The organism is Desulfatibacillum aliphaticivorans DSM 15576 (genome assembly GCF_000429905.1).
GTDB lineage: Bacteria > Desulfobacterota > Desulfobacteria > Desulfobacterales > Desulfatibacillaceae > Desulfatibacillum > Desulfatibacillum aliphaticivorans.
Genome location: NZ_KE386982.1, coordinates 1 through 17,643, shown reverse-complemented (window position 1 = coordinate 17,643; position 17,643 = coordinate 1). Strand labels below are relative to the sequence as shown.

At 54.5% G+C, this 17,643-nt stretch carries 16 protein-coding genes; 12 read left to right on the top strand and 4 right to left on the bottom strand.

Annotation, left to right across the window (positions count from 1 at the left end):
• The first annotated feature begins 143 nt into the window (after nucleotides 1–143).
• The 9 genes from G491_RS0126150 (at nucleotide 144) to G491_RS0126110 (ending at nucleotide 10,709) form a co-directional block, all read left to right on the top strand.
• A complete protein-coding gene (locus G491_RS0126150; protein ID WP_015949596.1) occupies nucleotides 144–1,172 on the top strand; it encodes an ATP-binding protein in 1,029 nt (342 codons plus the stop codon).
• A gap of 14 nt (nucleotides 1,173–1,186) precedes the next feature.
• Nucleotides 1,187–1,966, top strand: coding sequence for a DUF3226 domain-containing protein (locus tag G491_RS0126145; RefSeq protein WP_028316628.1), 780 nt, complete (start codon nucleotides 1,187–1,189; stop codon nucleotides 1,964–1,966).
• A 185-nt stretch (nucleotides 1,967–2,151) separates the two neighbouring features.
• Nucleotides 2,152–2,769 (top strand): TetR/AcrR family transcriptional regulator, encoded by a 618-nt coding sequence (locus G491_RS0126140; RefSeq protein ID WP_015949594.1) that lies wholly within the window; start codon nucleotides 2,152–2,154, stop codon nucleotides 2,767–2,769.
• A 174-nt stretch (nucleotides 2,770–2,943) separates the two neighbouring features.
• Nucleotides 2,944–4,590 carry a class I adenylate-forming enzyme family protein gene (locus tag G491_RS32670; protein WP_051327536.1) on the top strand — a complete coding sequence of 549 codons (1,647 nt, stop codon included), beginning with the start codon at nucleotides 2,944–2,946 and terminating at the stop codon, nucleotides 4,588–4,590.
• A 26-nt stretch (nucleotides 4,591–4,616) separates the two neighbouring features.
• Nucleotides 4,617–6,167: a class I adenylate-forming enzyme family protein gene (locus G491_RS0126130; protein WP_028316627.1), complete on the top strand. Its 1,551-nt coding sequence runs from the start codon at nucleotides 4,617–4,619 to the stop codon at nucleotides 6,165–6,167.
• A gap of 115 nt (nucleotides 6,168–6,282) precedes the next feature.
• A complete protein-coding gene (locus tag G491_RS0126125; protein WP_015949591.1) occupies nucleotides 6,283–6,786 on the top strand; it encodes a hypothetical protein in 504 nt (167 codons plus the stop codon).
• A gap of 13 nt (nucleotides 6,787–6,799) precedes the next feature.
• Entirely contained in the window at nucleotides 6,800–7,954 is a 1,155-nt protein-coding gene (locus G491_RS0126120) for a PHP-associated domain-containing protein (RefSeq protein ID WP_028316626.1), read from the top strand.
• Between the two features lie 10 nt (nucleotides 7,955–7,964).
• Nucleotides 7,965–9,413, top strand: a complete 1,449-nt coding sequence (coaE, locus tag G491_RS0126115; RefSeq protein WP_028316625.1) for a dephospho-CoA kinase — start codon at nucleotides 7,965–7,967, stop codon at nucleotides 9,411–9,413.
• Between the two features lie 603 nt (nucleotides 9,414–10,016).
• Nucleotides 10,017–10,709 carry an aspartate/glutamate racemase family protein gene (locus tag G491_RS0126110; protein ID WP_028316624.1) on the top strand — a complete coding sequence of 231 codons (693 nt, stop codon included), beginning with the start codon at nucleotides 10,017–10,019 and terminating at the stop codon, nucleotides 10,707–10,709.
• A gap of 230 nt (nucleotides 10,710–10,939) precedes the next feature.
• On the opposite strand, the gene G491_RS32665 is transcribed toward G491_RS0126110, so the two are convergent.
• From G491_RS32665 to dfsP, 4 genes are all read right to left on the bottom strand, one after another.
• A complete protein-coding gene (locus G491_RS32665; protein ID WP_051327535.1) occupies nucleotides 10,940–11,602 on the bottom strand; it encodes a class I SAM-dependent methyltransferase in 663 nt (220 codons plus the stop codon).
• Nucleotides 11,603–11,618: 16 nt separating this feature from the next.
• The gene (locus tag G491_RS0126100; protein WP_028316623.1) at nucleotides 11,619–12,467 is read right to left on the bottom strand and encodes an SDR family NAD(P)-dependent oxidoreductase; all 849 of its coding nucleotides are present in this window, start codon (nucleotides 12,465–12,467) and stop codon (nucleotides 11,619–11,621) included.
• 365 nt (nucleotides 12,468–12,832) lie between these two features.
• A complete protein-coding gene (locus G491_RS0126095; RefSeq protein WP_015949585.1) occupies nucleotides 12,833–13,168 on the bottom strand; it encodes a hypothetical protein in 336 nt (111 codons plus the stop codon).
• Nucleotides 13,169–13,208: 40 nt separating this feature from the next.
• A complete protein-coding gene (dfsP, locus tag G491_RS0126090; protein ID WP_028316622.1) occupies nucleotides 13,209–13,835 on the bottom strand; it encodes a DUF166 family (seleno)protein DfsP in 627 nt (208 codons plus the stop codon).
• Nucleotides 13,836–13,983: 148 nt separating this feature from the next.
• Here dfsP and G491_RS0126085 point away from each other — a divergent pair, with 148 nt between their 5' ends.
• From G491_RS0126085 to G491_RS32660, 3 genes are all read left to right on the top strand, one after another.
• Entirely contained in the window at nucleotides 13,984–14,490 is a 507-nt protein-coding gene (locus G491_RS0126085) for a hypothetical protein (protein ID WP_028316621.1), read from the top strand.
• Nucleotides 14,491–14,588: 98 nt separating this feature from the next.
• Nucleotides 14,589–15,407 (top strand): sterol desaturase family protein, encoded by an 819-nt coding sequence (locus G491_RS0126080; RefSeq protein WP_028316620.1) that lies wholly within the window; start codon nucleotides 14,589–14,591, stop codon nucleotides 15,405–15,407.
• A 42-nt stretch (nucleotides 15,408–15,449) separates the two neighbouring features.
• Nucleotides 15,450–16,895 carry an alkyl/aryl-sulfatase gene (locus G491_RS32660; protein WP_051327534.1) on the top strand — a complete coding sequence of 482 codons (1,446 nt, stop codon included), beginning with the start codon at nucleotides 15,450–15,452 and terminating at the stop codon, nucleotides 16,893–16,895.
• The last annotated feature ends 748 nt before the right edge of the window (nucleotides 16,896–17,643 follow it).

The window sequence follows — 17,643 nt, the reverse complement described above, 5'->3', positions numbered from 1 at the left end:
ACAAGGGCCTTTCAATCTGCATTCTGTTAAAAATGCGCTTTCTCTGCCGCCTTGCCCAATCGCCAATTTAACTGCGATTTTATTTTAAAATTTGTTTTCAGCATGTTATACTATTTTCCATAAAGACAACCGGAGAAATATCCATGCTTTTAAAAAATCTGGACATTGGCGCTTTTCGAGGCATGAAGAATGTGCGTCTGGATGACTTACCGCCTTTTAGCGTCATTGTGGGCGATAACAATGCCGGCAAAAGCAGCGTTCTTGAGGCGGCGGCTCTTTTGCTGCGTCCTTTCGACCTTTCCCAGTGGTTTAATGTCGCCAGGCAAAGAGATTCTGATTTAGCGGTTGTGGATGGCGTGTGGTCCATGTTTCCGTCCAAAGAACCGCTGGATGTTGAAGAAGGACCTGTACAAACGCAACATATCGAACTCAAAGCGACAATTGGCGATGAAGATCGCAATTTCAGCGCTCGTGGGCATGCAAGCACCGACTTGGACGATGAGGATTTGCCGATAATAGCACTGAATGTGGAATGCAAGGTGGACAACATGAGGGAAACTTTGGCCTTTCGAAAATCCGCTTTTGCCACGATCCATAGGAGTGAGGGGGTGGTTTCTTATCGCTGCTTCACGATTACTTCCGCCACGCACCGCTCCATTAAAACCTTGGTGGAGCACTTGAGCAAGGCGGTTGACTCCGGCAAAAAGGGCATGGCGGTTGAACTGCTTCAATATTTTGATGACTCCGTTACGGACTTGGACGTCAGTGTGAGCAACGGCCGCAGCAGCGTGAAAGTCAGCCATAAGGAGCGGGGCATTGTGGATCTCTCTTCCTTTGGAGACGGAATGCGGCGCTCCGCCGCCTTGGCTTTGGCTTTAACAAGAGCAAATGAAGGCGTGCTCCTGATTGACGAACTGGAAGCTGGAATCCACCCTGCCATCATGCCAAGTATTCTGGGCTGGATGCTAAACGCTGCACGCACCGCCAATGTGCAAATCATTGCCACCACCCATAGTTTGGAGGCCATTGACGCCGTTATTTCCGTTGTAAAAGACAAAACGGATGACGCCGTATTGTTTTATTTACAAAAAAATGATCAGGAGCATTTAATCAGGCGTTACGCCCAGGATAAATTGATCAGGTTGCGAGAGTCGGGGCTGGATTTGCGATGAGCGGATATTCCTACATGATCGCCGAAGGCGTTTTGGATGTCGTGTTCCTGGCTCAAATCCTTAAGGCATTTGGGTATGGCATCGTCCGTAAAAAAAGCAATCTCCCTGAACCGGCTCAAAACTGGCTCAACCAGTTTAAGTGGCCCGTGGATGACAACATAGAACGTAAAGCTGTACCAGCCCCGGCGATTCTTCATTGCGACGCAAAACTGATTGCAATTCGAAACGCCCAAGGCCTCTCGAAAGTCAGGGAAACTTTGGAAGCGGACATGGAGGCCTTTCTGCGTTTGAAGTGGAAGCCCGACTCCTTGGCGATCATCTTGGATGCGGATGACAAAACTCCAAAGGAAAGATTTGCTGAATTTGCCCCGATGATAAGAGAAGCAGGGTATCCCGTACCTGCCAATCTGGAGGAGGTCGCCAATGCAGATGAGTTGCGCTCCGGAATATTTTCCTTTCCTGGAGACGGGAGGCAAGGGACTATAGAGGATGTGCTGATGCCTCTTTCTGAGTTGCGCTTTCCTGAGTTGTCAAAGCACGCGGAACAATATGTGCAATCATGGCGTGAAAAAGAAGGAGCGCCAGAGGGAAAAGACTTTAAGGAGTTTCGTAAGCCAAGCGGCCCCCTAAAAGCCCGTTTGTCCGCCGCCGCGGCATTGTTGAAGCCGGGGAAGCCTTTGAACGCTTCCATAGAAGATCAAAAATGGATTCCTGACAACCTGGATGAGTGTGAAGAGTTAACAGCGCTTGTAGGCTTTCTCAAAAACTTTTTGCCTTCCCATACACAAAAATAATCCCTCCCTTCGATTCCCTGACCCTCCTGTTCGGCTTGTTGGACAGGTTCATAGAGGCCGCCGCCCCATATGTCTGTCTGCGACGAAAAAGCCAAGCGGAATTTGCCTTGACACTGGGCTTTGAGGCCTCTATTATAAAAAACAATGTTTTACTTAAGCGTAAACCCATTAGCCGGAAAATAACCATGGCCCCAGAAAAGCAGGACGAAAAAAAACCCCCGGTTCCGCAAAAAATCAAAGACCGCCTGTACCCCATTGTCCTGAACTTTTTCGCCCAAAACGACTTTCACCAAGTTAACATCCGAAAAATCAGCCATGCCTCGGGCGTCAGCACCCGAACCATGTACAAGTATTTTCACTCCAAAGAAGATTTGCTCCTGGACGTTCTGGAAGAAAAAATCGGGGAGCTTAAAATCCTCACGGCCATGCACGGCCAGGGCGTAAAAGATACAAAAGACCGGTTTTACAAGGCTTTTTGGGTGGCCCTGGATTATTACGACCGGAACCCGGAACTGGCCATCACCTTTTTCATCACGGTCCCCACCCGGACCTGGATGCAACGGGAATCCTACGCCCGGTACGACATCCATGAACTGCTGCGCCAAATCATCAAAGTGGGCAGGGAAAGGGGCGACCTGGACCCCAACGTGGACGACGCCCAGATCACCGGCCTTTACTTCATGCACATGCAGCGCGAAGTCACCATCTGGTATTACCGGGGCCAGCAATGGAAGCTGGTGGAGGCCATGCAGTTCTTTTTTCCCCTGTTTTGGAAGACCATTTCCGCACCCTCGCAGCCATAGTCCTTTTTTATCTTTTTATTTTAGATATTTGCATATAGAGCGCCTCTTAATCCAGCGGGGTGTGCAGTATTTTTTTATTGACAGAAGAGAAAACATTGTTTTACATTCGCCATAGATAAAACATCGTTTTACTTTCCCCCGGAGCACCGCACTTTTTTTCGCCAGGAGGTTACAATGGCCGAAGCATTATCTCACCAAAAATTCGACCCCTCTTGGGGCGCCGTTCCCCCGAAGGATACCGCTAAAACCCCGGTTTTTGATTTCCTGCGCCAGGCAGCCAGGGAGCAGCCCGAAAAGGACGCTTTGATTTTCCTGCACAAAACCACGTCCTATAAGGAGTTGGACCAGTGCAGCGACCGCATTGCGGCCTGGCTGGCATCTCTGGGCCTGGGCAAAGGCGATAAAGTCGCCACCATGCTTCCCAATTGCACGCAGCATGTCATGGTCATTTACGGCATCCTAAAGGCGGGCTGCACCATGGTGCCTTTTAACGTCATGCTCAAGGACCAGGAAATCCGGTATATCTGCGAACAATCCGGGGCCAAGGCGATTTTCTGCCTGGACATATTGGCGCCCATGGTCCTGCCGGTTGCAAAGGATTTGGGCATGCTCGCGGCGGCGACCGTGCATGCAACGGATTTCAGCGAGCCCACGGCCAAGGTTCCGCCCTTGTTGGCCATGCCCAAGCAGGAGGTGGATGGCGCGGTGGATTTCATGGAGATCATTGCCTCGGACCAGGGTCCGGTTCCCCTGCCGGAAATCGACCCGGAAAACGATCTGGCCTGCCTGTTGTATACGTCGGGCACCACGGGCTTTCCCAAAGGCGCCATGATCACCCATTGCAATTACAATCACGCCGCCGGGCTATTGGTGGATCTCATCGACATGGACGATACGGACCGGCTTTATATGCTGTTTCCGCTCTTTCATGTGGCCGGCCAGACCCTGATTCTTTTTCCGGCGGTCATGGCCAAGGCGACCTGCGCGGCCATCCCCATGTTCGATCCGGAAGACATGCTGGACCTGATCCAGCGTTTCAAGCTGACCTTCGGATTTGCTCCGCCCACGGCCTATATCGGCCTGCTGAACCATCCGTCCTTTGCCAAGTTCGACCTTTCCAGCCTGAAGCACACCCTGGCCAGCGGAGCGCCGGTGCCGCCTGCCTTGCAGGATGAATGGCAGCAGAAAGTGGGAACCTATCTTTACGCCGGATACGGCTGCACCGAATCCACGGCCTGCGGCCCCGGCATAGTGGAGATGGTGAACAAAAAGAAGCCGGGCTGCGGCGCCCTGGGCGTATGCACCGGCGAGGTCAAGGTGGTGGACGAAAACGGAAAGATCGTACCCCGGGGCGTTGTCGGGGAATTCGTCCTGCGGGGCGAGGGCATTGTCCAAGGGTACTGGCAAAACCAGGAGGAGACGGACAAGCTCTTCACGTCGGACGGCTGGTGGTACACGGGGGACGCGGGGTACATGGACGAGGACGGGTTCCTCTTTTTTGTGGAGCGCATCAAGGACCTGATTGTGGCTTCCGGCTACAACATCGCTCCGGCGGAGGTGGAAAACTATCTCTACCAGCACCCAGCCGTCCTGGAAGCGGCCGTGATCGGCGTTCCCGACGACTACCGGGGCGAAACCGTCAAGGCCTTTATCGTGCCCAAGCCCAACGTCCAGGCGAGCGAGCAGGACATCCTGGATTTTTGCAAGGAAAAAATGGCCGCTTACAAGGCGCCCAAGATGGTGGAATTCATTGACGAACTGCCCAAGAATCAAAGCGGAAAGCTGCTGCGCCGCATGCTGCGCGAACGCGATTCCCAATAACCTGCGAGCTAAGGAGGGATAGACTCATGACCGGACCTTTTCCCAATATCATCAAACAGCACGCCCAGGAGCGGCCCGACCATATCGCCTATTATTTTTTCGAGCAGCCCGTAACCTATGGGGAATTCGACCGCCAAATCGACCAGGCGGCCAACGCGCTTCTCAACATGGGCATGAAGCCCGGCGACAAAATCGCCACCCTGCTTCCTCAGTCTCCGGCCTTTTCCACCTTGTTTATGGCCGCCGGCCGCATCGGAATGGTGGTGGTTCCTTTGGATCCCCGGTTCAAGGCGGGAGAGATGCAGGCCCTGTGCGAACGCACCAAGCCGAGAATCCTGGCGACTTTGGCCTTTCCGGAGGAAATCAAGGCCGAAGTGGAGCAATTAGCCTCCTTGTATGAATTTGAACGGATTTTCTACTATATGGGAGTCCTGGACAAACCCGGCGCCCTGCCCTACGAAAAACTTCTGGAGGGGGACGCCAAGCCCGTCCCGGAGGAATTCCACCCGGCGGACGAAGACCCGTACATCATCATCTTTACCAGCGGCACCACGGGCAGGCCCAAGGGCGCGGTCATCAGCCACAAAAACTCCTGGGCCATATCCAAGGCCACCACGGACATGTGGGGCATCCTGCACACGGACAAGGTTTTGTGCAACATGCCCACCAGCCACGTGGCCGGAACCCATGATCTTTTGGCCGCCCAGTTTTACGCCGGCGCCACCGGAATTCTCATGCCCAAGTTCGACCCCATGGAGACCCTGGCGGCCATTGAAAAATACGGAATTTCCTACTTTGGCGGCGTGCCCACTATGTATCGGCTGATCTTCAAAAACGCCGACGTGACCGCCCACGACCTGTCCTCGGTTCGCCTGGCTGTGCTCTCCGGAGAGCCGTCCTCCCAGGAATTGGTCCAGCAGGTTTCCCAGGCCTTTCCCAACGGCAGTATTGTGGCCTCCTTTGGCATGAGCGAAACCGCGGGTTTCTTCACCTTCACCACGCCTGACGATCCGCCGGAACGCGCCGAAAAAACCGAGGGCAAGCCCGCTCCCGGCTTTGAAATGAAAATCGTGGACCTTCACGGCGCCGACCTGCCCGTGGGCGAAGTGGGGGAGATGTTCGTGCGCGGAGACAGCGTCATCAACGGCTACATGGACCCGGAGGACGACAAAAACGTCTTCATGGGCGACGGATGGATGGCCACCGGCGACCTGGGCAGGCTGGACGACCAGGGATACCTGATTTTCATGGGCCGCATCAAGGAAATGTACATCAGCGGCGGCTACAACGTGTATCCCCAGGAAATCGAGGCTTTTCTCAACGCCTATCCGGGGGTCAACACATCCGCCGTCATGGAAACTCCCGACGAGGTCTGGGGGGAGATCGGCGTGGCCTTTGTGATTCCCGAACCCGGCGTGGACCTGGACATAGAGGCGCTGAAAGCCCATTGCAAAAAGCACCTCGCCGACTACAAACGGCCCAGAAAATTCATCGTGACCGACGACGTGCCCCGTTCGCTCATCGGCAAGGTGGTGAAAAAGGAACTGAAAAAGAACCTGGATAAATATTTAGGTTGATCGGGGAAAACGAAATGGGGTCAAGTCTACGTTTGACGTTTGAGACTGAAATTCGCGCTCAAACGTCAAACGTAGACTTGACCCCATAGAAGAAGGTGAAAGGAAGAAAAGCTATATGGCCAATCCCAAACGATTCAAGTTTTCCCGGTCGCGATGCACCAGCGTGGAAGCGGCCGGGGGCAATCTGTTGCGCACCGTTTGCCGTTTGAACGACATGTTTTGTGAAATGCGCGTCACCGTGGAAGTGCAATTGCCGGACATGGAAATCAAGAAGGTGGAAGGCGCTATCGAGCGCTGTTACGATCCGGCGGAGCATCGCACAATCCCCCTGCTGCCCCAACTGGCCGGAATCCGCGTGGGCCCCGGCATGGCGAAGATTTTCAAGGGTCTTGTGGGCGAGGAGGCGGCCGACAGTCAACTTTTGTTCATGGTGGAGGAGGCCTGCCACGGAGTGATTTTAAGCTCCACCAAGGAAATGGCGGCCATGGCCCCCAACGAAGACGACCTGCCTGCGGAAATCTTCCAAAGCATGGCCAAGGCCAACACCCGGCTTATTGGCCGATGCGCGGCGTACGCTCCGGAATCCTCCATGGTCCGGGGCGCCCTGGACGAAGGGTAGGAGGAGAAGAGCGATGCTAAAGTATTTACGCAACAAAACCATGAGCGTGGATCGCACCGCGCCCGATGAACTGACTGTGTTCGGCGTGTTGGACGACGACCTGTACGGCGTGGAAATGACGGCGGTGTTCAGCCAGAGCGCCCTGGAAATTCTATCCATCACCGGCAAGTGGCACAGGTACACCACCCCGGAATGCCCCCGGGCTTTGGACATGCTTCAGCCCGCCGTGGGCATGCGTCTGGAGCCGGGATTCAGGACCCAGGTCGCCAAGGTGATCGGCCGGGGCGCTTGCCGCCATTTCGCCAATCTGCTAATAGAAATGGGGCACGCCGCAAAAAACGCCAAAATGGCCATTGAATATCAGGAAGCCGCAGCCCTGGACCCGGGGCTCAGCCTGGAAGCCTTTATTGCGGAGTGGCGCCCGGACCAGGCGCCGCCCAAGGCTGCCGCCCAATCCATTCAAGTGAAGGCTCCTGCGCCGCCCCAGCCCGCTCCGGAAACGCCGCCCCTTGCGGACGCGCCCCGTCCAAGCGGAGGCATGGTCATCGACCTGCACGTCCATACGGCCCCGGCCTCCCCTTGCGCCTCGGCCCCTATTGACGAGATTATCCGGGAAGCCAAGGAGCTTGGCGTACACGGCATGGTGGTAACGGATCACAACTATGTTTGGACATCGGATGATATAAAGCGTTTAAGGGACAAACACGGCTTCCTGCTCCTTCGGGGCAACGAAGTCATCACCGACCAGGGCGACGTTCTCGTCTACGGCCTGGAACGCGACATAAAAGGGGTGATCAGGATTGCGGATTTGCGGGCCGAAGTAATTGAGGCTGAAGGATTCATGGTCATGGCCCACCCTTTCCGGGGCTTTCTGATCACCGGCGCCGAACAAATGGGGCTGAGCGTGGAGCAGGCCGCCCAAAGGGAAATGTTCAAGCACGTGGACGCCATTGAAGTATTGAACGGCAAGGTAACGCCTGATGAGAACGGTTTTGCAGCCAAAGTGGCCGACGCCCTCAGCCTGCCCGGCACGGGCGGCAGCGACTGCCACGAGATGGGAACCATCGGCTGCTACGCCACGGAATTCACGGTAAATATAAACAGCGAGGCCGACTTGGTGCAAGCCCTGCATGCAGGAAGCTATCGTCCGGTCCGGTTTCGGGATTAGGAGACCTGCAATGGAAACTAACGATCTGAAAGCTGCAAGAAATTGGGAGCCCGTAATCCGGCGCATGGAATTGCTTATGCGCCTCAAGTCCTTTCCCGTCGCGTTTAAAATGCTGGAAAACAAGGAGGATATCGACAAAGTCCCCTTCATGCGCAGGTTGAGCCATAAAGCCACCATGTGCCAGCTCACCAGCCTGGTGCGCAATTTCGACTGGACCGTGGGCGCCACGGCGGAGGAGTTCATCTCGGTCATGTGCCCCTCCATCATCGGCCTGGCGAAACTGCCCGAATTCATGACCGACGGCACCTTCCGCAGCATCGTCTGGGCAAAATCCCGGGCGGACGGCAAAAAATACGAAAACGGCATCCCGCGCATTCCCACGGGGAAATACGAAGCCGTGATCATGGCGCCCCTGGTTTACAATCCCTTTGAACCGGACATCGTGCTCATTTACGCCAATCCGGCCCAAATGATGCTCCTGATCAACGCGCTCCAGTTTGAAGACTACGAGGTCATGCAGTTTTTCTGCGTGGGAGAAAGCTCCTGCTCCGACGCCATCGCCCGCTGCTACAACACGGGCAAGCCGTCGCTGACCATCCCCTGCTACGGGGAACGCCGGTACGGACACGCCCAGGACGACGAACTGGTCATGGCCCTGCCCGTAGGGCTCATGGACAAAGCCCTGGCCGGCCTGGAATCCCTGTATAAACGGGGCATCCGGTATCCCATCAGCTACGCGGGCGCCGAAGCGGACGTCACGGCCGCCTTTCCGGCCGCCTACGGCGCGGAAGCCATGGTCGCGGCTCTCCGGGGCAATAAACGCCGCCTCCTTTTGGGAGTCACCGGCAGCATCGCCACCGGCAAATCAACGGTAGCCAAAATGCTGGAGGAAAAAGGCGCCTTCACCATAGACTTTGACGTCCTGAGCCGGGTGGTTGTGGAGCCAGGCACCCAGGGATACAACGACATCGTGGCTTATTTCGGCGAACAGGTCCTGCAGGAGGATAAAACCCTGGACCGGGACAAGCTGCGGGAAATCGTGTTCTCGGATATGGAGAAGCGCAAAAGGCTGGAAGGCTTCACTCATCCCCGCATCGGCGAGGAGTTCTTCAGGCTGGTGGAGGAGTACACGGCACAGGACCCGGAAGCCATCATCCAGGTGGTCATCCCCCTGTTGATCGAAATCAACATGCAGGGCATGTTCCATAACCTGCTTATGGTATACGCTCCCAGGGATACGCAGTTGAAACGCCTCATAGAGCGGGACGGGAACAGCGAAGAGCTTGCCCAAAGCATTATCAACGCCCAGATGGACGTGGACGACAAAAAGGGATATTGCGACCTTCTGGTGGACAACTCCGAAGGCCTGGAAAAAACGCAAGCCCAGGTGGACGAACTCTGGATCAAGCTGAAAGCCATCCAGAAGGAACGCATTGCGGAATTGGAAAAAGGCGCCTGATTCATATGGCTGCAAAAAACGAGACAGGACCATAACCAGGACGAAACGCCAATAAGGAGTGTAGCGGCAGGCCCCTGTGCCTGCCTTGCACTCTTTAGGGTGCAGGAATAATGCGTCGGCCGCATCCTTGTACACCTTTGTTGGATAGCCCGGGCAGCGTTGTTTGCTGCCTGGGTTACCCGTTGCATGATCGCAAAAATGTCGGTCGCTGCGCGCTTACCCTCTAAGTTTTTAAATCAGATGCGGTAGAACAGCGTCTTGGCTATCCAATGCAATTTCCTCGTTCCAAATAACCCTACCTACAAAATCCAACAATATTCTAATGAGTTATGCAGGTCGGGTTAAGCGGAGCCTTCCAGGAATTTTGTTAAAATTTGGAGTAATCTGACCTGCCGGGAATGATATGAAATTCCGAATTCTCGTGCGGAGCAACCCGACATGATTTGAGACGCCAGCGTATTAGCGAAATGCCCCGCCCCCCGCCTAAAACATTTGTCACTCCTATAGAATTCTGATAGGGATAATTCCCTGGAGTTATTCAAAAAATGCCCATCGAATTGGTTATTGGATTTTGGGCGACGGCACGGGATGGAATTAAAGGCAATGAAGCAAAAAATCGGAATCGTCGGCGGGTTAAGCCCGGAATCCACGGTAAGCTATTATTTGTACATTACAAGAACCTATGCCGAACGATTCGACGGCTACGATTATCCTGAAATCATTATTTATTCTGTAAATCTGAAAAAATATCACGCCTGGAGAAGCGACGGCAGATGGGATCTTATCGCCGACGACTTGGCCGCCTCATTCCAAAAACTGAAAAGCGCCGGCGCCGAATTCGGCCTCATCGCCACAAACACCATGCACAAGGTGTTCGACCTGGTTGCGGAAAAAGCCGGCCTTCCATTGATCAACATCATCGACGAAACGGCGGGCAAAGCCAAAGAATTAGGACTGAACAAGCTGGGCCTCCTTGGCACGCGGTACACAATGAGCGACGGCTTTTATCAAAACAGGCTTTCGCGTTTTGGGCTGGAGACCGTGGCGCCGAATCCGTTGCAGCAGGAAATCATACACAAAATCATTGTTGAAGAGTTGGTAAGAGGCCGCTTTTTGGAAGAATCCAAGAAAATATATCTTGAGATAATGGAAGACTTAGTCGCAAAGGGCGCCCAGGGCGTCATCCTGGGTTGCACGGAAATTCCCTTGCTGGTTAAGCAGGAGGACCTGTCCATACCGCTTTTGGACACGGCGATCATTCACGCCGAAGCGGCCCTTAAATACGCCCTAAGTTGAACCAGCCTGCGCCTGTGAGGCATGTCGGGTCGCTGCGCGCTGACGCCCCAAATTTTTAGGTCAGATTCGGCGGAGCAGCGTCCTGCCATTCAAATGCACATTCGCCGCTTGCGGAGCGACCCGACAAGCCACACTCCGCCGGCGCCCCAAAAAACTCGTTTAACTTCCGGCCAAACATTCTCAAACGTCAAGCGTAGACTTGACCCCTTTTTTTATGTGTTGCGAAACTGTTATTTCATCCCGTCAAGGACCCAGGCGGGCATGTCTTTAATGCGGGAGACGGACCAATCTTTTAACGGGGCCTGGGCGGCGAGGTCGCGCACGTCGTCCAAATCCAGGGACGGGCCCGACACTTTCAGCAGGAAAAAGGATCTGAAAATCGGCCTTAACAGGGCGGGAATTTTCGTGTGCAGGAATAAATTGTCCACGTCCTTGTGGCGGCAGCCCCGGTCCGCCTCCATGATCAGCAGCCTGCCTCCAGGCTTTAGCACCCGAAGGCACTCGGACAGGCCCAGGACCTTGTCCGGCCAGTGTTTGATGGAGCCTGTGCTTAATATGACGTCGAACTTGTCCGGGGGATAAGGCAGGTTGAGTGCCGATCCCTGGCGGATCTGGGTGCGGCTGACGTAAGGGCGCAAACGCTCGTTAGCCCGCGCCACCTGTTCTTCGGAAAGATCCACCCCGGCCAAGGTCAATTGGGGGAATTTTTCGGCCAGGCGTTCCAGGATATGCCCTCCCCCGCAGCCTACGTCCAGCAAGGAGCCTTTTTCCGGCGCTTCGAGATTCAAGTCGGCCTGCACGCGATCCATAAAAGGAAGCATGCCTTGCGCGATGAAGGCGTTGTAAAACCAGGATTCAAATTTGGAATATGGTGCGGTTGCGTCATTCCACATGGACAGGCCTCCCCCCTTAGGCTTGTTGTCGTTTTAGTTCTTCCCTCGCCCTTTTTTTCAAAGCGTCCTTAAAGCTGCGGATCATCATCCATTGCATGAGCGTGGGTGAAATCCGGTTGATTGCGGCCAAAATCTTGGCGAATTTGGTCACCACAATGGTGGCTTTGTTTTTTTCCACGCCTTTAAGGACGATTTCTGCGCATTGCTCCGACGTAATGCCGATCCATTCGGGCGGCCTGACCTTGCCCAATTCGTATTCGGTCATCCCCACGAGTTTGGAGTCGTCAAAGATGGCGGTTTTTATATAGCCGGGGCAAATAACGCTGACTTTCACGCCCCGTGCGGCGCCTTCCAGGCGCAGGGAATGGGAAAGGCCCACCACGCCGTATTTGCTGGCCACGTAGGAAGCCGTGCCGGGAAAAGGGCACAGCCCTTCCACGGAGGCCGTGTTGACGATATGCCCGAAGCCCTGCTCCACCATCATGGGATAGGCCGCGGCCACGCCGTTCACCACGCCGTAGAGGTTGATGTCCAGAACGTTTTGCCAGTCCTCCAGTTCGCAGTCCTTGGCCTCGCCGCCGATGGCTATGCCCGCGTTATTGAACAGGAAATCCAGGCGGCCGAATTTTTCCACGGCGGAATCCACCATGTCCTTCACGGCTCGGGCGTCCCGTACGTCCAGAGCGAGGGAATCGCACTCCCAACCCTTGGCCGAAAATTCCTTTTTCACCTGAGCGATGCGTTCCGCATTCACGTCGCTGGCAACCACTTTCGCTCCTCGCTCCGCCAGGGCTTGAGCCAACCCTTTACCAATGCCGGAGCCCGCCCCGGTCACGATGGCTACCTTGTCTTTAAAATGCGACATGTCTTCCTCTCAATTAAGATGTGAGCTTCATACAAAGTTGCCGTCATTCAAGTAATTGCGGTTCAATTTCGGGAATCAATTTTTCTTCACATATTCAAGAGATTGCAGTAGCCTATGAGGCATCAAACATCAAAGCCGGCGTCCCTAAAACCCCCTCCCCCTTGACGTGGGAGGGTTGGGGTGGGGGTGATATCGTACGTCATTCCGGACAGTTTCCCCCCCATCCTGTCCTTCCCCCGCCAGGGGGAAAGGGACCATGACTCTCGGGCTCTGGTATATAGATAGATCTGAGCCGCACACATAACTAATTGATTTCAAATCACTACTTCCAATCCCGAAAGTTGAGCCAATAGGATGTGCGCGCTTTAGTCGGTCCCGATGCCGTCTTCCAGCCAGTCGGCGAAGCCCAAAAGCTGGTCCGGAGAAAAGCCGGCAAAGGATTTGCGTGCAATTTTTGTAAACATGGATAGGCCGGTTTTGATGCCCATGGACGCGGCCTTGCGTGATACCGCTCCGGCGTTCACCCGGTTTAAAGGTTCGATGAACAAATGCTCCAGGATGATGCCGATGGTCCCGGAGGACACTTGCAGCATTTCGTCCGTGTGCTTGCCCTTGACCGGGTCGTCCCGCAGGGTTTGAGCCAAATTTTGCATTTTCGCGACTTGCGCCTCCGGCATGGGCGCTTTAAGATAATACCCCATACAATCCCCTCCTGTTTTTTTCAATAAAAATGGCCGCTTTTCACGATTTCCTCAAGGCCTTTTCCAAGGCGGCCTGATGCACATGCCCGGCGAAATGCACCGGACTCTTTCCATAAATCGGGTCCCATCCCGCAGGATCGGCCACGCAATAAAACTGGACTTTCAACCCAATGGCCACGCCGGCTTCTTCCACCGGCTTGCCTATAACGTCCCGGGCCGCCTCCCAGGTGGCGCCGCAGGGCGCTCCCCGGATGACCCGGATTTCCTTGACCACCCCGTCCTCGACCGCAGCTTCCACTTCCGGCGCTCCAAAAGAGCAGGCGTAGGCGCCCAGTTCGTCGTTTCTCGGCAGGCCGCAGCATGTGGGCGGCGTAAAAACGTGGGGCCTCCGCCATTTTTTGGTGGGGGAAACCACGGGTATGCCCCGTTCGGAGCAAATGCGGCATAAATCGTAGGAAAGGTCCGGGTGCTTGAGGTAGTCCAGAACCAGGTCCGCCTCCATTTCCCACGCTTCCTTAAGATACTCCTCCGTGTCGTCCAAAACCATGGGCAGGGCATCGTCAATATTGATGACGTCCAGGACCAAATCGTCCCCGGCCCTCTCCCTGACCGCCGCAATTTTCCGCGCCCCGCTATTGTTCTGCTGAAAAACCTTGATGACCTGCATTCGTTCCTTTTTACTCCCGCCCTCCGCCGCGACGGGTTATGCGCGCCGGCGGCGTCCGCAGTGGCTGTTGTGTTTGCGTAATTGCTGTAAAAACGGTATATACCATAGGAATCAAATGCAGACAATCGCCTCAAAGCCAGGAGCAGCCATGAACCAGGGGAAGAACATGCTCAAACAATCCATAATAACCGTTGCAGCCGGAGCCTTGATCCTGGCCGTGGTTTTACTGTGGGCGCCGGAGCGGCTTCACCGCACCGTCGCCGTCATATGTTTTTCCATCTGCGCGGCGGGCTTCCTGGCCGCCGCCTGCGTTTATTTTTTTACGCCGAAATTTCTATCCTATCACCAGCAGGCGTCCGGTCTGGATTGGGAAGAGCTTTCCCCTCAGTTTCAGGGAATGATCCTTTCCGCCCTCCGTATTGTGGCCGGCGGATTCTTCTGCTCCAGCTCCGCCGTGATCATTTTATTGGCCATACCCTATCGCCAGGGTCTGCCGTGGGCGGCTCCGGCCATATTTGTCATATATAACTTCATGGCTGTTCCGGCTTTATACGGAACCTATATCGTGGCCGCCAGGACGCCCGCGAATCCGCCTTTCATACCAGTAATACTGGCGATAACGCTTTCGTCCATGGGCTTGATTCTTTCCCTTTAACTGCCGATGAGATTTTTTTCAAGAAATATTTGTATTATTTTTATTCAAATGTTATATACAAATCAGCCTGGCGCTGAAATCAAAAAGGAATTTAGCCCATGAGCAATCTGATCCTGCAACATGAAATGCTTGTCCGGCTTGGATCGTTTTTTGGGGTTTTCCTCCTGATGGCCTTGTGGGAGGTTCTGGCGCCAAAAAGAAGTTTGAACGCATCCAAACCCAAAAGATGGGCGGCCAACCTGGGTATAACGGCCACGGGAACTTTGGCCGTACGGTATCTCTTTTCCGCAGGCGCCACGGGATTCGCGATCCTGGCGCAGGAAAAGGGATGGGGCGTTCTTGCTCTCATCGAGGCGCCTTATTGGTTGAAGGTCTTGGGGGCCTTCCTGGTCCTTGATTTCGCCATTTATATGCAGCACATGGTTTTTCATCATCTGCCTTTGTTCTGGCGGCTGCATATGATGCATCATGCGGACCTGGATATCGACCTGACCACGGGCGCCCGGTTTCATCCTGTGGAAATTCTGCTCTCCATGGGAATCAAAATCGGGGTGATTTTCCTGATCGGAGCGCCTGTCCTGGCCGTGCTGGCCTTTGAAGTGATTTTAAACGCTTCAGCCATGTTCAACCATTCCAATGTTCGCATGCCTGCGGGGCTGGACAAAGTCCTGCGGCTGTTTCTGGTTACGCCGGATATGCACCGGGTGCATCATTCGGTGATAATTAAGGAGTTCAATTCCAATTTCGGATTCTGCCTGCCGTGGTGGGACCGGTTGATGGGCACGTACCGGGCCGCCCCTTTAAAAGGCCACCAGGGCATGACCATTGGGCTGGCAAAATTTCGGGAGGAAGACAAACTCCAGTATCTCGCCTTGCTTGCCATGCCGTTTGGAAAGGAGATCCAGCGAAACTCCTGACCGAGGGCGTGTTACATGCACCATATTTATCGGGAGGGTAACATGCTATACAAAGTCCTGGCCTTTTTTCAATTCATCATCATTGTTGTGCTGATTGTGGCTTTAGGAAGCCATTACGTATCCTTCGGAGGCTCCAGCCTGGTTGTGCGGGCGCCTGAGGCGCCCGGCGAATCCACGGTGGAATACACGCCTCCGCCGCCGCCCAAGGTCATGGTGGAATCCCTGGCCCAGATCAAGGAGTTGAAAGAAGCCTTTACGCCGACCATCGTCAAAGTCACGGATGACATCTATTACGCCCGGGGTTACGCCCTGGGAGGCGTCCAGATGGTTATCACGGACGAAGGCCTGGTCATCATCGACACCACGGAAAGCCTGGACGCAGCCCAGGAAATCCTGGCCGAATTCCGGAAAATCACAGACAAGCCCGTCAAGTACATCATCTACACCCACGGCCACGTGGATCACATCGTGGGCGCTCCGGTTTTTATGGGGCCCGACACCCAGGTGATCGCCACGGAGGATTGCGTGGAGTTCATGAAAAAGGATTTCGGCTGGCTGGCGCCCTTTCAAAGGCGCTGCCGGAAAATCCAGTCCGGCGATATGGATTCGGAGTACGCCCGGAAGCCGCCCATGCAATCCAAGGTGCGCCTGTCCCACACCGCCGGCGAAAAAGACATTGTTTGGCCCACCATCACCTTTGATCAGGAATACTCCTTTGAACTGGGCGGCAAGGAATTCAAGCTGTACCACACCATCGGAGAGACGCCCGACCATCTCATGGTCTGGATGCCCCAGGAAAAGGCCCTGTTTCCCGGCGACTTGTATTACGCCAGCTTCCCCAACCTGCACACGCCCATGCTGGAGCCCAGGCCGGTGAGGGGCTGGTACGAGTCCTTGGACCGCATGGCCAGGATGGACGCCGAATACCTCATCCCCGGCCATTCTTTTGAAATTATTGGGGCGCGGGAAATCAAGGAAACCCTGGAAGCCCACTCCGCCGGAATCAAATCCGTATTCGACCAGACCATTGAGTGCATCAATCAGGGCCTGTCCGTGGAAGAGGCCGTGGCCAAGGTCAAATTGCCGCCGAACCTCGCCGCGCGAGAACATTTACAAGAGGTTTACGGCCGGGTGGACTGGTCCGTACGCGGCATCTACCAGGGCGAGACAGGCTGGTACGACGGCCATGGCTCGGGGCTTAATCCCCTTCCCTCCTCCTATGCAAACCGGGAAGTCGTCAAATTGGCCGGCGGGGCGGACAAACTGCTGGTGAGGGCTATTGAGCTCCAAAAAGCCAACGAACATCAGCTTGCTTGCGAGCTGTGCGACGTGGTCATCAAGGCTAATCCCAAGGACAAAACCGCCAGGGCCATCAAGGCCGACTCTCTGGACTATTTGGGATATCAAAGCGGCAACCTGAACATGTTCGGATTTTACCGCTCCGCCGCGGCCATGGAGCGCAAAGCCGCGGGCATAAAGATTGAGTAGACGCTTTTATCAAAGGAATTAGCTGGCTGAAGAGCCCATTTCGGCGACTCATAAGCACGACGCTGGGTCCCCGCTTGCGGGCCGGTCCTGAAAAACGGACCGGCCCTTGCGGGGATGACGATCTCTGAGGGCAAACGAATAAGCGAAGGACGTTTTGAAGTCTCGTTCCCATGCTTTGCGTGGGAATGCATACTGAACTATTTGAATTCTAAAACCTTTCTACAGTTTATATGCTATAGAAAACTCATAGATTTCAATGGCCGCATGGGTTGTAAAAAATGCGCTTACGCGCCTCGGCAGGGTACTGCTCTGCCGCGGCCACCCTGAAACGGGATAGGCATGCCCAACTGACGCTCTGCTTTATAAGTTCATCGGTGAATCCGACATGTCGTTTCAGGGCTTGCCCTGCTCAAAAGGCCTTTCGAACGCCTCCATTATCAAATCAAACCTAAAGTCCTAACTCAAGTTTCGCACAAGAAATATGGGAGGGGGACAGATATAACCATTTGAAATAATATAAAAAATACTTGAAAAGCGGCCTTAATTGTGTAATATTAGACATCGCCAAACACCTAATAACACACAAGAAAGAGCCGCTATGAATACAAGTAAAACATTTTCCCTCTCAATGCAAAAACAAATTCAAAACACCAGCATTTCCATGGATTCTGAAATCAATTCAGCATTCAGGGAACTGAAATTCCGGTCGCTCCTGAGACGCAGCGGCATTGTCAAAAAACGGGGATAT